The organism is Acaryochloris marina S15, assembly GCF_018336915.1.
Classification (GTDB): Bacteria; Cyanobacteriota; Cyanobacteriia; order Thermosynechococcales; family Thermosynechococcaceae; genus Acaryochloris; species Acaryochloris marina_A.
The window spans coordinates 2,453,869-2,471,464 of sequence record NZ_CP064923.1 but is presented as its reverse complement, the minus strand read 5'-3'; the positions used below and the strand labels follow the sequence as shown (position 1 = coordinate 2,471,464).

The 17,596-nt window shown below is 44.2% G+C and carries 14 protein-coding genes; 11 read left to right on the top strand and 3 right to left on the bottom strand.

What is annotated here, in order from left to right; all coding sequences use genetic code 11:
* Nucleotides 1-31 precede the first annotated feature (31 nt).
* From I1H34_RS11840 to I1H34_RS11830, 3 genes are read left to right on the top strand one after another with little or no spacing between them, the layout of a single operon-like run.
* Nucleotides 32-667 (top strand): esterase/lipase family protein, encoded by a 636-nt coding sequence (locus I1H34_RS11840; RefSeq protein WP_212665801.1) that lies wholly within the window; start codon nucleotides 32-34, stop codon nucleotides 665-667.
* A 32-nt stretch (nucleotides 668-699) separates the two neighbouring features.
* On the top strand, nucleotides 700-1,683 hold the full coding sequence (locus tag I1H34_RS11835) for an ABC transporter ATP-binding protein (RefSeq protein WP_212665800.1): 984 nt from the start codon (nucleotides 700-702) through the stop codon (nucleotides 1,681-1,683).
* Nucleotides 1,680-2,468: an ABC transporter permease gene (locus I1H34_RS11830; protein WP_212665799.1), complete on the top strand. Its 789-nt coding sequence runs from the start codon at nucleotides 1,680-1,682 to the stop codon at nucleotides 2,466-2,468. The genes I1H34_RS11835 and I1H34_RS11830 overlap by 4 nt, the downstream gene beginning before the upstream one ends.
* A 4-nt stretch (nucleotides 2,469-2,472) precedes the next feature.
* Here I1H34_RS11830 and I1H34_RS11825 read toward each other — a convergent pair whose 3' ends face one another.
* Nucleotides 2,473-3,519 (bottom strand): isocitrate/isopropylmalate family dehydrogenase, encoded by a 1,047-nt coding sequence (locus I1H34_RS11825; protein ID WP_212665798.1) that lies wholly within the window; start codon nucleotides 3,517-3,519, stop codon nucleotides 2,473-2,475.
* Nucleotides 3,520-3,743: 224 nt separating this feature from the next.
* On the opposite strand from I1H34_RS11825, the gene I1H34_RS11820 reads away from it, so the two are divergent.
* A complete protein-coding gene (locus I1H34_RS11820; protein WP_212665797.1) occupies nucleotides 3,744-5,990 on the top strand; it encodes an NADP-dependent isocitrate dehydrogenase in 2,247 nt (748 codons plus the stop codon).
* Nucleotides 5,991-6,237: 247 nt separating this feature from the next.
* Here the strand turns inward: I1H34_RS11820 and I1H34_RS11815 are convergent, their stop codons facing one another.
* Nucleotides 6,238-8,274: a serine/threonine-protein kinase gene (locus I1H34_RS11815; protein ID WP_212665796.1), complete on the bottom strand. Its 2,037-nt coding sequence runs from the start codon at nucleotides 8,272-8,274 to the stop codon at nucleotides 6,238-6,240.
* Nucleotides 8,275-8,341: 67 nt separating this feature from the next.
* Between I1H34_RS11815 and I1H34_RS11810 the strand changes: the two genes are divergently transcribed.
* The 3 genes from I1H34_RS11810 to I1H34_RS11800 all read left to right on the top strand — a co-directional run bounded on the left by I1H34_RS11810 (nucleotide 8,342) and on the right by I1H34_RS11800 (nucleotide 11,633).
* Nucleotides 8,342-8,953, top strand: coding sequence for an alpha/beta hydrolase (locus tag I1H34_RS11810; protein WP_212665795.1), 612 nt, complete (start codon nucleotides 8,342-8,344; stop codon nucleotides 8,951-8,953).
* Nucleotides 8,954-9,213: 260 nt separating this feature from the next.
* Nucleotides 9,214-10,260 (top strand): class II fructose-bisphosphatase, encoded by a 1,047-nt coding sequence (gene glpX / locus I1H34_RS11805; protein ID WP_212665794.1) that lies wholly within the window; start codon nucleotides 9,214-9,216, stop codon nucleotides 10,258-10,260.
* 71 nt (nucleotides 10,261-10,331) lie between these two features.
* A complete protein-coding gene (locus I1H34_RS11800; protein ID WP_212665793.1) occupies nucleotides 10,332-11,633 on the top strand; it encodes a glutamyl-tRNA reductase in 1,302 nt (433 codons plus the stop codon).
* Here I1H34_RS11800 and I1H34_RS11795 read toward each other — a convergent pair.
* Nucleotides 11,630-12,424: a WecB/TagA/CpsF family glycosyltransferase gene (locus I1H34_RS11795; protein ID WP_249370032.1), complete on the bottom strand. Its 795-nt coding sequence runs from the start codon at nucleotides 12,422-12,424 to the stop codon at nucleotides 11,630-11,632. The two genes, I1H34_RS11800 and I1H34_RS11795, sit on opposite strands and share 4 nt — an antisense overlap.
* 406 nt (nucleotides 12,425-12,830) lie before the next feature.
* Between I1H34_RS11795 and I1H34_RS11790 the strand changes: the two genes are divergently transcribed.
* From I1H34_RS11790 to I1H34_RS11775, 4 genes are all read left to right on the top strand, one after another.
* A complete protein-coding gene (locus tag I1H34_RS11790; protein WP_212666239.1) occupies nucleotides 12,831-14,165 on the top strand; it encodes a nucleotide sugar dehydrogenase in 1,335 nt (444 codons plus the stop codon).
* 127 nt (nucleotides 14,166-14,292) lie between these two features.
* Nucleotides 14,293-14,967: a methyltransferase domain-containing protein gene (locus I1H34_RS11785; protein WP_212665792.1), complete on the top strand. Its 675-nt coding sequence runs from the start codon at nucleotides 14,293-14,295 to the stop codon at nucleotides 14,965-14,967.
* Between the two features lie 20 nt (nucleotides 14,968-14,987).
* Nucleotides 14,988-16,172, top strand: coding sequence for a glycosyltransferase (locus I1H34_RS11780; protein WP_212665791.1), 1,185 nt, complete (start codon nucleotides 14,988-14,990; stop codon nucleotides 16,170-16,172).
* Between the two features lie 33 nt (nucleotides 16,173-16,205).
* Nucleotides 16,206-17,540 carry a flippase gene (locus I1H34_RS11775; protein WP_212665790.1) on the top strand — a complete coding sequence of 445 codons (1,335 nt, stop codon included), beginning with the start codon at nucleotides 16,206-16,208 and terminating at the stop codon, nucleotides 17,538-17,540.
* Nucleotides 17,541-17,596 lie beyond the last annotated feature (56 nt).

Genomic DNA, 17,596 nt, shown 5'->3' with positions numbered 1-17,596 from the left:
AGGGGCGATTCCCAGTGAACGTTATTTAGTAATGAAAGTACTGCTAATTCATGGCCTGGGACGCTCTCCCCTGTCTGTATTTGGGTTATCTCAATACTTACAACAAGCGGGATATCGCACCGAGTTGTTTGGCTATTCATCCCAAATCGAATCTTATACTCAAATTATTGAGCGTTTGCAGCAACGTTTAGAAGAGCTAGAACCAGACCGCTATGGCATCATTGCCCATTCCATGGGGGCAGTGTTAGTGCGGTCTGCCATTGCACCTCATTCTTCATTCAAACCCCACCCAGTTATTTTGTTGGGACCGCCCAATCAGTCTCCCCGTATCGCTCAGTTGGCCCAGCGATTGAGTCTCTTATCGCCATTAGCAGGAGAATGTTTGCAGAATTTAGCGGACCCCAGCTTTTACCAGCAACTCCCTAATTTAGCCATTCCTCATATTATTATTGCGGGGACGAATGGCCCCCGAGGGACTTGGAGCTTTTTTGGCAACGAAGTGAATGATGGCATTCTCACCATAAAGGAAATGCAGCTGGACGATTGCAGTCGCTCCGTAATCCTACCTGTCAACCATATTCAAATGTTGAATAATCCCCTGGTACAGCAAACCATATTACAAATTCTTGCTGACCCTGCATCGAAACAGAAGTCTTTCCCTACTTAGCCACTCAGGCATTTCTTGTCTACAGTAAGGGTATGACCATCATCACTTGCGACCATCTTGATAAAGTTTATCCAGTTGCCATTAAGCAACCCGGATTCAAAGGCACTCTATCTCACTTTTTTCAGCGACAACATCGCCTCGTCAAAGCGGTGCAGTCCGTCACCTTTAAGATTGAACCCGGAGAGGTTGTTGGCTTTTTAGGTCCGAATGGTGCAGGCAAAACCACAACCTTAAAAATGTTGACCGGTTTGATTCATCCTTCGGGGGGGCAGGTACAAGTCGCAGGCCAAATTCCGTTCCGACGCAGCTCTGCCTTCCTAGAAAAGATCACCTTAGTCATGGGGCAAAAGCAGCAACTACTGTGGGACTTGCCGGCTTTAGATTCTTTGCGGATCAACGCAGCAGTTTATAAAATCAGCCCCCATGAGTTTCAGTATCGGGTGGATGAACTCTCGGAGATGCTGTCTTTAGGGGGGAAGCTCACTCAACCCGTGCGCAAACTTTCCCTGGGGGAGCGGATGAAAGCAGAGCTACTGGCTGCCCTCTTACATCGCCCCCAGGTTCTCTTTCTTGATGAGCCCACCCTAGGTCTAGATGTCAATGCTCAAGTCAGCGTTCGTGAGTTTCTGCGGGAATACAACCAACGCTACGGTGCTACGATTTTGCTGACCAGCCACTATATGGCAGATATTACGGCCCTGTGCGATCGCGTTCTCTTAATTCATCAAGGTCAACTCATTTATGATGGCGTCCTCAATCAGTTAATGAACCGCTTTGCTCCCTATCGGGAAGTCAAATTAGAACTCATGCAAACGCCCGATCCAATCACCTTAGGGCAATATGGTGAAGTCGAAGAGATCGCTGGACGAGAAATTCGCCTACTAGTCCTTCGGGAAACCCTTACCCACACCGTCTCGAAAATATTGGCCAATCTTCAGGTACTCGACTTAACTATCACAGACCCACCCATTGAAGAAATTATTCGGCGAGTCTTTCAATCGGGCAAAGTCACATGAGTGCTGTTCTCCGGAAAATCACGACTTTCTTGACCGTCTATTACGCTTATATGTTGGAATACCGAGCAGAGTTGCTGCTATGGGTATTAGCCAATTCACTCCCCCTTATCATGATGGGAGTCTGGTCTCAAGCAGCCACAGAGGGGCAATTCTCACTCACAGCCCTAGACTTTGCCCGCTACTTCATCTCTGTCTTCATCGTTCGACAATTCACGATCGTCTGGGTGATTTGGGACTTCGAGCGAGAAGTCGTCGAAGGCAAACTCTCCCCTCGCCTGCTACAACCCATCGATCCCGTATGGCACCATGTCGCGGGCCATGTGGCTGAACGACTGGCCCGGTTTCCCTTTTCGGCAGGATTAGTCATCCTATTTTTTGCTCTGTATCCTCAAGCCTTTTGGTGGCCTAGCCCCCTTGGTTTAATTGGGGGATGCTTGGCCACTGTCTTGGCCTTTATTTTGCGCTTCATTATTCAATACACCTTTGCCATATTTGCATTTTGGGTCGAACGAGCCACTGCGATTGAACAACTGTGGTTTTTGTTTTATTTATTTCTATCGGGAATGATTGCCCCCCTCGATCTTTTCCCAGAATCGGTTCAGGCAGTTGTGGTATGGACCCCTTTTCCTTATCTTATCTATTTCCCTGTCAGCCTCTTAATCGGACTTCCAACTCCTGTTGCTAGAGGCTTTATGGTCATGCTGGCCTGGTGTATTTTGGGCCTAGTAATTAATCGCTGGCTATGGCGTCGAGGAATCAAACATTACTCAGGGATGGGAGCTTAGGGTCTCAAGCAGCAATGGCTTGAGTAATGGCTTGGGCCATCGCCTGGGAATCAACCACTTCAAAACCAACTGGAGTCAAGTCAGCAGCCGTATCGCCTTGATCTCCAACCACAGTCTCCACTGCTGCCTGTAGCCGCCGAGCCGCATCCTGTTCTCCTAAATGTTGCAACATTAACGCACCCGCTAGGATCAGCGATGTCGGATTGTTGCAAACTTCACTGAATCCCGTTGATTGGGTACCAAACACTGCATATTTATCTCCAATATGTGCATTCGGTACATTCAGCCCACCCACCATGCCAGCACAGAGATGAGCGAGCAAATCACCGTATAAATTTGGCATCACTAACACATCAAATGTGTCAGGTCTCTGCATTAATTCCCGACAGATCACCTCTATGGCTCGATCTTCAAACTCTATTTCTGGGAACTCTTGGGCAATATCGCGGGCAATTTCAAGAAAAAGACCGTCCGTATGGGCCATCACATGAGCTTGATGAACAGCGATCACTTTATGCCGTCCATTCTTTCGCGCATAATTAAAGGCAAATTCAATAATTTGACCACAGCCTTTAACAGAAATCGGTTTAATTCCCACCGCAGCATCTTCTCGTATCCGTTTGCCAGACAGTTTCGACAGAAAAGAACGAGCATCTGCAGCTTCTACTGAGGTTCGTTCAAATTCAATGCCAGCATAGATTCCCTCTGTCATTTCCCGCACTATCATTAAATCAACATTTTGATAGCTGCTGGGAATACCCACCATCGTTTTTGCGGGCCGTAAGTTGACATAAAGGTCCAGGTTTTCTCGGATATCCGCTTCCATCTGGCGATAACTATCTGGCCTCATCAACGGTCCAATGACAGCAGTTTTTGCCCTTCGGATAACATCAAAAATATGGCTAGGCCATCTGCCTTGCTGACCCTCACTCTCCGTATCGACAATCTGCCAATCAATGTCGACGCCTGTCGCAGAAATGGCCATTTGCAACGCATTCGTCACCCGTGCTCCCAGCTCACCCTCTCGAATCAACACAACCGGATATCCCATTTACTTATCCCCCTCAATTTAGGACTTTAGCCGCGATCGTTCATCATCCGAATCTTGTTCACACCTGCACGGGCAAATCGCCCCATTTCTGCTCTCGCAACACCACTACAAAATACTTCTTTGAGGTGGATACACTGATATACTCCATCAGGAAACGCTTGGTCACCTTACTACTAGGTTACCCATACAGCTGGTCAAGGTGCTGCAACTTTTAGAGAAGATACATGTCCCCAAAAAAAGCCACAAAAATCATCTACACCCACACGGATGAAGCACCCGCCTTAGCCACCTATTCTTTCCTACCCATTGTCAAAGTTTTTACCCAAGCAGCCAATATTGAGATCGAAACAAGGGATATCTCACTAGCGGGACGAATTATTGCTAATTTTCCCGAGAAGCTAACTACTAACCAGAAACGACCCGATGCCCTTTCTTACTTAGGAGATTTGGCAAAGACCCCTGAAGCTATCATCATTAAGCTTCCCAACATCAGTGCCTCTATCCCCCAACTAACGGCTGCCATTCAGGAGTTACAAGGCAAAGGGTATAACATTCCTGACTACCCAGCCAATCCTCAAACTGAGCAGGAAATCGCTGTCAAAAACCGCTATGCCAAAGTCCTTGGCAGTGCTGTTAATCCAGTTTTAAGGGAAGGGAATTCAGATCGGCGAGTCGCTGCAGCCGTCAAACAATATGCCCAGAAGAATCCTCATTCTGTGGGTCCTTGGACATCCAGCTCAAAATCCCATGTGGCTCATATGGATGAAGGTGACTTTTATGGCACCGAACAATCCGTTGTGATTAGCCAAACAGGAAACGTCAAAATTCAGTTAGTTAAAGAGGACCATTCTCTGGAAGTTTTGAAAGAGAATATCCCTGTTCTTGCAGGTGAAGTCATTGACGCGGCAGTGATGCGGATACACGCGTTAAAAGCCTTTTATGAGCAGGAGATCACTGCCGCCAAGACTGAAGACATTCTCTTGTCTTTACATGTCAAGGCAACCATGATGAAAGTCTCCGACCCAATCTTGTTTGGCCATGCCATAACCGCTTACTACAAGGATGTGTTTACTGAAAATGCCGATACGTTTCATACCCTTGGGGTCAATCCAAACAATGGATTAGGCGATCTTTTTGCCAAGATTCAAACCTTGCCTGATGCAGAGCGATCAGCCATCACAACCGCTTTTGAATTGGCCCACCAAACCCGCCCCCCACTGGCAATGGTCAATGCTGAGAAGGGCATATCGAATTTCCATGTCCCCAGCGATATCATCATTGATGCGTCTATGGCAGCTGCCATTCGGAACTCCGGCAAAATGTGGGGACCTGATGGCCAGCTCCATGATACGAAAGCGATGATTCCAGATCGCAGTTACGCAACCATGTATCAGGAGTGCATCAAATTCTGCCAAGAGCATGGCGCTTTTGATGTCCAGACGATGGGAAATGTCGCCAATGTAGGGCTAATGGCTCAGAAGGCCGAAGAATACGGCTCCCATGATAAGACCTTTGAAATTCCTGCCAACGGGACTGTCCATGTGATGGATCAAACAGGTCAAATTTTAATGGAGCACTCGGTCCAGAAAGGGGACATTTGGCGCATGTGCCAAACCAAAGATATTCCGATCCAAGACTGGGTCAAACTAGCAGTCAATCGAGCCAGAGCCACAGGTTCTCCGACCGTTTTTTGGTTAGATGCAGATCGTGCCCATGACGCTAACCTTATCCAGAAGGTGCAGAAATACCTACCTCAACATGACATTACGGATTTAGATATTCGCATTTTGTCTCCCGTCGATGCCATGCGCTTTACCTGTGAACAGATTAAAGTCGGCAAAGACGTCATATCGGCTACCGGGAACGTCTTAAGAGACTATCTAACGGATCTATTTCCAATTCTAGAGCTAGGTACAAGTGCCAAAATGTTATCCATTGTGCCTTTGCTAGCAGGAGGAGGCTTATTTGAAACCGGCGCGGGTGGCTCTGCCCCCAAGCATGTTCAACAATTTCTGGCGGAAGGACATTTACGGTGGGATTCTTTAGGAGAATTTCTGGCCTTGGCTGCAACCCTGGAAGATGTGGGAAATAAAACCAGCAACCAAAATGCTCTAGCCCTAGCTAACGCCCTCAACCAGGCGAATAGCCAATATTTAGAACAGACTAAATCTCCTTCCCGTTCTGTTCATGAATTAGACAACCGGGGTAGCCATTTCTATTTAGCCCTCTATTGGGCCCAAGCCTTGGCCGAACAAGATCAAAATGTTGCCTTCAAAACTCTGTTTACGGACTTATTCCAACAACTAAGCAACAACGAAGGGGCTATTGTAGCTGAGCTTAATGCCTTCCAAGGTCATCCAACAGAGATTGGTGGGTATTACTTGCCGGATTCGGAGACAACCCGCCAAGCGATGCGTCCTAGTAAAATATTGAATATGATTTTGGCATCACACCTTAGGAATGATGTGTAATGGGAGATTCCCAACAGATCATCAACTTCCTACCGGAACTAAGTCCCTGTTGTTGATGAGACCTTTTAATCGTTTTGTCGTTACATAGCTTTCGATGGGCATTCTAGAACCGGAAGGTTCTGGGATAAGCCTAAAAGTTTATCCCAGACCTGCTGCTCCCAAACTCACTGTGTCAGAATCTTGTATTCTGCGCAGTGAGTTAAGATTACCTCTTTTATATCCCCCTGCCAATTGTTGGCAACCTAAATTACCATAGTGGTTCATTATTTTTTTGCTGACCTGAGCCAGGTCCCCAAAGGGGTTCTTGCCGTCGTGGGGCGGGGGCAGGAGCTGGGCGTGGAGCTGGCCTAGGGGCTGGCCTTACCGCAGGGGCCGGGGCTGGGCGAGGGGGTACATAAGTCGATCGTTGGGGTGGCACATAAGCCGGGGAAGGTCGAGCCGGCACTGATGCGGCTTGAGCGGCTTCTAATTTTCGCTGAGCCTCTGCAGCAGCCGCAATTTTCTTTTGCCGCTGTTCCTTCAGAGCTTTAAGTTGCTTGTCAAAGTCTTTTTGCTTCGCTTCAACCCGTGATGCAACCAGGGTGTCTTTGGGAACATCCTTGAGCAGTTTGATGGCCTTTTCCCATTCTACTTTGTGTTGATCGAGGGTAGAAACAGAGTCTTCACTTTTCGCCTTCTTTTGCACCGCTTGGGCAATGGTCGTTGCCTTCTTGAAGGTTTCGTCTGCTTTATTTTCTGTCTCAATCCGAGTCGTTATGGCTTTGCTCTCAGATTGGTACTCAGCTAAAGCCTTTTTCGCCTCATCGTATACCTTGACGTTTTTAGGAATCTTGTTTAACTCCGCAATAGCTTCATCCATTTCTTTCTGGGCCGATTGGAGATCAGCAACCGTTTTTGCCTGCTGATTGCGAGTTTCAGCAGCTTTGGCATCATCAACAGCTTCGTCGAAGGTTGCTTGAAATTGAATGTCCTGAGAGCAGTTATTTAAGACAGTGCAAACGGCTTGGATATGGGGTGAGGTGAAAGCCAACGCCGTCCCCCCCATTAGCAGCGCAACGAATCCCCCAGTCAATACTTTAGTTCGGCTCAACCAAGCGGTCTGTTGCGATCTAGGAGAGACCGCAACAGTTTCTGGGGGCATTGCGTCGATTGCATCGGCAGGATTTGTCACAGGCACCTGTGGCGTCGTGGGGTTGGGATCAGCCTGTTGAGAGGTATCTCCTATTTGCGGCGCACCATTAGAGGTAACTGCATTGGGAATATTGGTGGATTGCTGAGCCGTTGTTTCTAATTGCTGAACGGTATTGTCTGTTTGGGCCGTCGTTTCTAATTGCCGAACGGTATTTTCAACAGCAGGTAAGGGTTGAACAGGACGTTCAGCACCATTACGAGGATTGACAACGGTTTCAGGCAAATTATCCAGGGGAGGGGGCGGTGCTGCTTCTGCCGCTCGAGCTGCCATTAAACTTTGAACCGCCAATAAGGCATCATTCGCAGACCGATACCGCTGCCGGTAATCGTAAAGCACCATCTTTTCTAATAAGGTTGCAAAGGCTGGCGATACGGAAACGCGATCGCGCCAGGCAATTTCTCCCGTATTTTCATCTTCTGGCAGCTCGCCAAAAGAAGGACGTAAACCAGTCAATGCTTGCAGGGCAATGATTCCCACCGCATAGACATCACTACATAGGCGGGGTTGTCCCCGGAATTGTTCACTAGGCATATATCCCGACGTACCAATCAGGACAGTGCGGGGCATTTGGGTTGCAGATTCCGCAATCTGAGTGGTGACCTGTTTCACCGCCCCAAAATCAATCAATACAAGCTTGCGATCGCTCTGACGCCGAATTAAATTAGAGGGCTTAATATCCCGATGAATGACTTGCTGCTCATGTACAAAGGACAACACCTCCAGGATGTCATGGAGCAGTGCAATCGCCGTTTCTTCATCTGACTGTTGGCCTGGAACCAGCTCGTCTGCAAGACTTTCTCCTTCTACATATTCTTCCGCTAGGTAGAATTCTTCTCCATCTTCAAAGTGAGCCAGCAAACGAGGAATTTGAGGATGATCCCCTAGCTGGTGCAACACCTTTGCTTCCGAATCAAATAGTCGGCGCACGGTATGCAGCAAAGCAGGCTCATGGGAACCTGTTTTAAGCTTCTTCACCACACATTGAGGGGAGTCGGGCAAATGGGTATCTTCAGCTAAGAACGTCTCGCCAAAGCCACCTTCAGCTAAGGGTTTAACAACGGAATAGCGTCCTGCCAGTTTGCGTCCTAACATGGGATGGATCTCAGCGTCTAACAACGATGTGAAACAATGAAGGGTGTTTCTTTTCAGAACACGAACTGTGTCACTCTCGGTAATCACTCTAACACCTACCACAGGCCAACCGCCCGCTGGTCTTTTCGTGGGTTTACATGGATGGGGATCTAACGCTGAAGATCTCGCATCACTTGCGCCCTATCTCAATTTGCCAACCTATCAATTTTGTTTTCCCAACGCCCCACTACCCCATCCTCATGCCCCTGGCGGTTTTATGTGGTACGACCTCAATACCCAAGCAGGCTTACCTGAAAGTCGTCAACTTCTCTTGGATTGGCTACAAGCCTTAGCCATAGAGACTCAGGTCCCTTTAGAACGGATGATTCTGGCTGGATTCTCCCAGGGCGGCGCCATGACCCTAGATATCGGTGCCCGCTTACCCTTGGCTGGGTTAATTTGCCTCAGTGGCTATTTACATCCTTCTATTGCAGCTTTATTGAATCCGAATACCCCACCCGTACTCTTAGTTCATGGTCAAAACGATCCAGTCGTTCCCCTTAAAGCGGCACAAACAACGGACCAAGTCCTGCGCCAAGCCGGTGTGTCAGTTCAATATCAAGAGTTCCCGATGGCCCATGAAATTAATCCGCAGGCCTTAGAATTAGTTCAAGACTTTGCCGCCTCTATTACCCCATAAAGCATGCCCCAACACACTGTTCACAGCTAGTTTCATCAAACTCATCCTCGTTAAAATCTGCTGACCCAAGCACTATTAAATCGCCTTAAAGCAGAGTAAGGAAAAATTAAATGCAAATTCCTTTAGAAAACCTCTATAAGCGTGTAACAGCGGTCTGATAGACTTGTAAACTAGTACTTAAAGATACAAAACAAATAAAGTAGCAGTTACTTTAAGACACAGACGCGAGACATAGTCAGGCATTTAGGAGGAATCTTTGCGTGGATAACGTTATCGGCCTAGAAATCATTGAGGTGGTTGAACAAGCAGCCATTGCCTCAGCTCGATGGATGGGAAAAGGAGAGAAAGATACTGCCGACCATGTTGCAGTTGAAGCCATGCGCGATCGCATGAACAAAATCCATATGCGAGGCCGCATCGTTATTGGAGAAGGGGAAAGAGATGATGCCCCTATGCTATTTATTGGCGAAGAGTTGGGCATTTGTACCCAGCCTGATGCCGCCGAAGTATGCAACCCCGATGAGTTGATGGAGATCGATATTGCAGTGGACCCCTGCGAAGGGACCAATTTGGTCGCTTACGGTCAGAACGGCTCCATGGCTGTCCTCGCAATTTCCGAGAAAGGTGGGTTATTTGAAGCCCCTGATTTCTATATGAAGAAGTTGGCTGCTCCCCCTGCGGCCAAAGGCAAAGTGGATATCAATAAATCCGCAACAGAAAACCTACAAATTTTGGCCAAATGTCTGGACCGCAACATCGAGGAATTGGTCGTTGTGGTCATGAAGCGGGAACGCCATAATGACCTGATCAAGGAAATTCGCGAGGCAGGAGCAAGAGTTGCTCTGATTACGGATGGAGATGTTTCTGCGGCTCTCTCCTGTGCATTTTCTGGTACAAATATCCATGCATTGATGGGTATCGGTGCTGCACCTGAAGGCGTCATTTCAGCTGCTGCGATGCGCGCGCTGGGTGGGCATTTCCAAGGCCAACTTATTTACGATCCCGACATCGTCAAAACAGGTTTGATTGGTGAGAGCAAGGAAAGCAACCTAGCTCGCCTCAAGGACATGGGTATTAACGACCCAGATAAGGTCTACACAGCTGAGGAATTAGCCTGTGGTGAAACCGTTCTGTTTGCCGCCTGTGGCATTACCCCAGGAACCTTGATGAAAGGAGTTCGCTTCTTTGGCGGGGGTGCAAGAACACAATCCCTTGTTATTTCTACTCAGTCTAAAACCGCCCGATTTGTTGACACCGTCCATATGTTTGAAACGCCTAAACGTCCTAAGGCACTCCAGTTACATTAGGCAATTGCCTCTATGTTCTGAAGTTTGAATCTCTCAAACGAAACGGCTAAATAAACAGAGAAGGAGGACACATGAATATTGCGGTTGTCGGTTTAAGTCATAAAACAGCGCCAGTGGATGTGCGAGAAAAACTCAGCATTCCCGATGATGTGAAAGAAAAGGCTACCTCTCAATTAAGGAGTTATCCTCATTTAGAAGAAGTTGCCATTTTGAGTACCTGTAACCGCATGGAAGTTTATGTGGTTGCGCAAGAAACCGATGACGGTATTCGTGAGCTGACGCAGTTCCTATCAGAGTGGAGTCAAATTCCTCTATTGGAACTCCGTCAGCATTTGTTCATCCTTCTCCATCAAGATGCTGTTATGCATTTGATGCGCGTGTCCGCCGGGCTAGATAGCTTAGTTTTGGGAGAAGGACAAATTTTGGCTCAAGTGAAGCAAACTCACAAAATGAGTCAAAAATACAGCGGCGCTGGCCCTATTCTCAATCGCTTATTCAAACAGGCGATTTCTGCTGGTAAGCGAGTCCGAACAGAAACCAGTATCGGCACAGGAGCAGTATCAATCAGTTCGGCGGCAGTAGAACTTGCCCAGATGAAGACCGAAAATTTGTCAGCCCATCGGGTTGCCATTATCGGCGCAGGCAAAATGTCTCGCTTATTGGTCAAACATCTGCTCAGTAAAGGGGCCAATCAAATCACGATCTTAAATCGGTCGATGAAGGGAGCTGAGCAGCTGGCCAGTCAATTTCAGAGTGCTGACCTGAAGCTGCATACTTTAACTGACATGCAGGAAGTCTTATCCGTTTCTGATTTAATTTTTACTAGTACGGCTGCAACTGAACCCTTGTTAGATCGCGACATCCTAGAGCCCATCGTCTGTGATCGTCAATCCTGCATGATCTTCGATATTTCCGTACCCCGGAACGTTCACAGCAATGTAAATGAATTGACGCAAGTCCATGCGTTCAATGTAGATGATTTAAAAGCAGTCGTTGCTCAAAACCAAGAGAGCCGAAGACAAATGGCTATAGAAGCAGAATCTCTCTTAGAAGAAGAGGTGGCTAGTTTTGATGTCTGGTGGCGTTCCCTAGAGACAGTACCCACCATCAGTAGCTTAAGAACGAAGGTAGAATCCATTCGAGAGCAAGAATTAGAAAAAGCGCTTTCTCGTCTGGGCACAGAGTTTGCCGAAAAACACCAAGAAGTGATCGAAGCCTTGACCCGAGGCATCGTCAACAAGATTCTGCACGATCCCATGGTTCAACTTCGAGCTCAGCAAGATATTGAAGTTCGCCGCAAGGCCATGCAATCACTCAATATGCTCTTTAACCTTAATTCTTCTCAAGGAGTTGCCAAGCAACGCAATACCTAAGCTTGTTTTTGTTGGCGTTGGAATTTGTGTTTAAGCAACTGTTGACTCACTAGAAGTATAAACATGGGGTTGTTGATTAGATAACGACGCCAAAGTCTTCGCGGCTCAACGCAAAATCGGTACAACCACTCTAGACCGAGCTGCATCATCCATCGGGGAGACTGCTTAACTTCACCACTATGGAAACTGAATGCAGCTCCTACACCAATCATCACGGCGTTTATTCTGCCCTGTTGACGAGCCATCCATTGTTCTTGCTTGGGGCAACCAAGGGCAACAAAAACAACCGATGCACCTGATGCGTTGATGCGATCGCAATCTTGCTGTTCCTCTTCTGGAGTTAATGGCCGAAAGGGAGGCGAATAGAAACCTGCTATTTCCAAGGTGGGGAATTTTTGATTCAAATTCTCGGTTAGTTTTTTGAGCATATCTTCGGTCCCTCCATATAGGTATATGGGAAGGTTTTTCTCAGCTGCTCGCTCACACCAAGCCAACATTAAGTCTGGCCCGTAAACTCTAGATTGGCTGTCACTTCCTAATTGCCGCATAACCCAAACTAAGGGCATGCCATCAGGTGTCACCAAAGTGGCTTCGTTGATAATTTTTTGATACTCGGATTGCCAGACCCCTGTCATGACGACGTGGACGTTGGCGGCAATTATGTAGCTAGAGGTTTGGGTTTCGGCCAATACTTGGATGCGATCGCAAGCGTCAGTATAGCTAGTGATGTCAATCCTACTTTTCAATATCCATTTGACGTCTCCAGTTGTCTTCATTGTGGTTGGAACCATTTTTTATCTTTTTTTGAGGCCTGATCGCCGTTACTTGAGTCCAAACAATTTACTGAATCGTCAATTCTTAGTATGGAGTCATGCCAAACCGAGAGGTATTGGTATCGAGAACCCAGCCGCTACTAGAATAGCAAGCGCCCAGATAGCGCACCGTGAGACTTTGATACAAAAAGACTAGGGATGGGTACATTAGGGTGAGAAACCCGTAATTAATAGGTTTTAAATGCTGTAACAAGCAACCATCCTATCAGTTGAAAGATGATCTAAACAGATTGCTCTGGCAAGGTCTTAGAGATATTAACTAAGTAAATATCTGCCTAATATTTCTACTCAGGATTCACAAATATAGAAACAAAATCGTTAATTCTTTAGGTATCTTCTGATGGTCCAGACTTCTTTACCTGAAATGGAGAGTTTTGAGAACTTCAACCACTTCTCCCGACTTCAAGATAGCATTCTCAATCACACTGCAAAAGTATGTGTAATTGGTTTAGGTTATGTTGGACTCCCGTTTGCTGTAGAGAAAGCTAAAGCAGGATTCGATGTTGTTGGCATTGAACAGAATCCAGCAAGAGCGGGCCAGGTAAATCAATCGGACAGCTATATTGATGATGTCAGTTCTGCTGAACTTGGGGCTGCAGTTAGTGCTAGTAAGCTAAGGGCTTCAACTGACTTTGATGAGATCCAGAATGCAAATGTAATCGTCATCTGTGTCCCTACTCCATTAACGAAAAATCTAACTCCCGATTTAAGTTATATCGAAAGTGTCACCACAGAGATTTCACATCGGTTACAACCTGGGCAATTAATTGCATTGGAGTCTACAACGTATCCAGGCACAACAGATGAGGTTATGCGACCTATTCTGGAAGAGAATAGTGGCTTAATTCAGGGAAAAGATTTCTTCCTAGCTCACTCTCCTGAACGGGTAGATCCTGGTAATAAGCGTTATACCACTCAGAATACAAATAAAGTTGTGGGTGCATCTGATACCCAGTCCTTGAAAGTAGCGCTGTGTTTCTATCAACAAACGATTCAACATGTGGTTCCGGTTAGCAGTGCAAAGGCTGCAGAATTGGTAAAAGTGTTTGAAAATACTTTTCGTGCAGTTAATATTGCCCTGGTGAATGAGTTGGCATTGTTATGCGATCGCATTGACTTAGATGTATGGGAAGTGCTAGATGCCGCTAATACTAAACCTTTTGGGATTATGCCCTTCTACCCTGGCCCAGGAGTAGGTGGGCACTGTATTCCGATTGATCCACATTATTTAGAGTGGAAAGCAAAAGAAGTCAACTTTAATACCCGCTTTATTGCTTTGGCAGGTGAGATTAATCGCCAAATGCCCTCTTTCGTAAGGAGCAAGGCGTTTAGAGTACTAAATCAGTTGGGAATAGCACCTTCTAAAGCCCAAGTTCTAGTTCTAGGAGCTACTTACAAAAAGGACTTGGCAGATTGGAGAGAGTCGCCTGCGATCGAGGTGATGGCAGCCTTAAAGAGAGATCAGGTTAACCTGTCCTATCATGATCCTTACATTCCAGAAATTCAAGTGGATAAAAAAACTCTAAACAGTATTGAGTTGACTTCACAAGCCCTAGCTCAGGCAGATTTAGTCATCATTGCAACAGATCATAGTTGCATCGATTTTCTTCAAGTAATTCAATATTCAAAAGCAGTATTAGATACCCGTGGAATCACCAGGAAAATTGACTGCGGCCAAAGTAAAATAACCTTATTATGATATTTACTAGTGGGCAGAAAAAGGCAAATATTTCCCGCCATAGAGTATCCACCAGCAACTCATCATGATTTTTTGTCTTATTAGAAGATTCATTGATCGTTAAGCTAAATAAAACAATATTTTTAAAATGAAAAAAAAAACAACCATTGACAATATTTTTTTTGAGGCCAGTTCCAGATTAAAATCCAATATAGTTGATCAAATTCGCCGATTAAAATTCAATGAGGTCATATATTGGGAAAAAAGATATTCTAATGGAGGTAACTCCGGCATTGGATCCTATGACAAGCTTGCTCGCTACAAAGCAGGTGTCATTAATTCATTTATAGAAAAAAATAATATTCAAACCGTAATTGAATTTGGATGTGGTGATGGAAATCAACTCAGTTTGTATAAAACACCTAGTTATATTGGGCTTGATATTTCTTCTCGAGCTATCAGTTTATGCCGGGATAAATTCGAAAAAGATCCTACAAAAAACTTTATAAAGTACAACGATAGATTATCTAACCTGGATCTTCAAAAAGCTGAACTTACACTATCAATTGACGTTATATTCCATATCACAAAAACAAAAAATTTAAATAAGTACTTAAATAACTTATTTGATTATTCAAAAAAATTTGTGTTAATATATTCTACGAACTTTAACAAAAAGCACAAGTCAATACATCAAGTTGACAGAAAATTTTCTGAGTATATTGAAAATCAAATCACTAACTTCTCTCTTATCAATGTAATTAATAATCCTCACAAAGGCAAAGAAACTATGTCTGATTTCTATATATATAAGAGACATTAAAAAGCTGAATACTCATTAACATGAGAAAAGTTCTAATTCTACCATCTTGGTATCCGAATAAAGATAACTTTGTGAGAGGGATATTTTTTCGTGAGCAAGCTTTAGCCCTTAAAAGACATAGATTTCAAGTCAGCATCATTCCCCCTCCATACTTGTATCATCCAAGAGTTTTTATTAAGAAATTTGGAAAATTAAGAAGTGGGATCTCACTCGAAGAAGATAACGGAATGCCAGTTTACCAATGGTATGGCTTAAACTGGATTCCTCGTTCACATAAATTCAATTTAATGATTATTCTTCGAGCAGGCATGAAAATGTTTGGAGAATATATCTTAGCATTCGGTAAACCTGACTTAATCCACGTTCATTCAGCATTCCCATATGGGATCCTAGCTTTAATGATAAAGGATCAGTACAAAGTTCCTTTTGTAGTTACAGAACATAGCTCAGCAATTGCTACTGGAATTCTTCAAGACTGGAAAAAAGAACTTATTTCGAAAGTATACTTCGCGGCAGATGAACTAATTTCTGTAAGTCCATACTTAGGAAATTTATTAAAAATACAATATCAAAATGTATTTAAAGACTGGACTTACATTCCAAATATTGTTGATCATAAATTCAATTTAAGGGAATCATCTGCGAGTTTAAAATCTGGACCAAATGATGTCTTTCGATTTCTAAATATTGGTTCACTTACAAAGAACAAGGGACAGTCTGACCTAATACATGCTTTTGCCCGAGGATTTAAGGGAAATACTAATGCTGAACTCCGTATAGGTGGCATAGGTCCTTTACAGGAAAGCCTAGAGACATTGATTAGTAATTTGAATGTTAAAGATCAGGTCACTTTCTTGGGCCAATTAACTCGTGAGCAGGTTTTACACGAGATGCAACATGCAAATACTATTGTTCTTTCTAGTCATTTTGAAACATTCGGAGTAGTTCTAATTGAAGCTCTAGCATGTGGTAAGTGCGTGGTTGCTACTACCTGTGGAGGACCAGAATGCATAGTAAATAGCCGCAATGGTCTCCTTATTCCTGTAAAGGAACCTAACAAGTTAGAAAAAGCAATGAAACAGATCTATGAAACTTATTCAAGTTATAGTCCTTCAGAGATCAGAAAAGAATGTTTAGCGCATTTTGGAGAAAAAGTCGTTATTGATCAGATATCAGATGTCTACAATACTGTGTTAAGTCGGTGAATACTAAAAAGCAATCTTAGTGGTGTCTATACTTTGAGTAATGGTCAAAATAGCCGAGTAGAGGGTCAGAAAAACCTTAGTCGTAGCATTTTACAAACATTAGGGCGACAAATACTTGTTATTGCTTTAGGGCTTGGCACTATAGTGTTTTTAGCTAGGATATTAGGCCCAGAAGGGAGAGGCCAATATGCTATGACGCTTTTATTATCTACATCTTTAGCAAAGTTTCTGAACCTAGGAATCGCTCCTGCAAATGTATATTTTTTAGGCCAAAAGAGAATTTCAATTAGCGTAGCTTTTGCAACTTGTCTTCAGTTATGGTGGAAACTTAGTCTTATTGGTACTTTGATAGGTATCTTAATTATATATTTTAAAGCAAATACTTGGTTCCCCAGCACCTCTCAGTTTTTACTGTATTTTGCATTACTTATTTTTCCAGTTTCACTTCTCCAGGCTTATCTAATTAGTCTTTTTCAAGGTATTCAAGATTTTAAAAATTACAACAAATTTCTCTTGGCTTCCCCAATTGTTACTTTTATTGTTGCAATTATTCTAGTTAAGTTTGCTAACCTTGGGGTGTTTGGAGCTTTGAGTGCTTCAGCTATTGGAACCTTAATAGGTTTATTAATTTGTTTATCAGCACTTAAAGTCTATTTTTTCGCGGATACATTCTGCCACGATAAAAAATATGAAAGAAAATGTCTGAGCTATGGTTGGAAAGCTCATTTAAGTAATATCTTGGCTTTCGTCAATTACAAAGCGGATATTTTTATGGTTAATTTGTTACTTTCCTCTTCAGATGTAGGAACCTATGTTATTGCAGTTAGTTTAGTTGAAAGATTATGGCTATTATCAAGTGCGGTAAGTACCGTTACTCTTCCTCGTCTAGCTGCTTTACATCAAAACGAAATAGCTCGTAAAACACTTACACCAATTATTGCTCGCTTAGTATTTTTTTCAACACTAATGGGAGCGTTATTGTTAGCGATTTTTTCTCAAAAACTAGTTTTCATTCTTTTTGGTCCAGAATTCAGTGGAGCTTCAGATGCCATCCTTTGGCTTATTCCAGGTATTGTAGTTCTTAGTCTCGCTCGGGCCTTGGCTAACGATATTGCAGCAAGGGGATATCCAGAATTAAATATGTATGTAAGTATTATTGTTGTTGTTGTTAATATATTGTCGAATTCCTTTCTAATTCCTAAAATGGGTCTCTCTGGCGCAGCATTGGCTACAAGCATCTCATATATTTCAACATGCATACTAATTATGTTTTTATACTCTAGATTAAGTAAGAATCACTGGTGGGAGCCAATTGCTATTCAGAAGCAAGATTTTAAAATTATATTGAGACTTAAAAAAGCAATTTAGAAAGAACTAAAATATAAAAGTTAGAACATTCCATAAAGACGATCAATGATATCTAC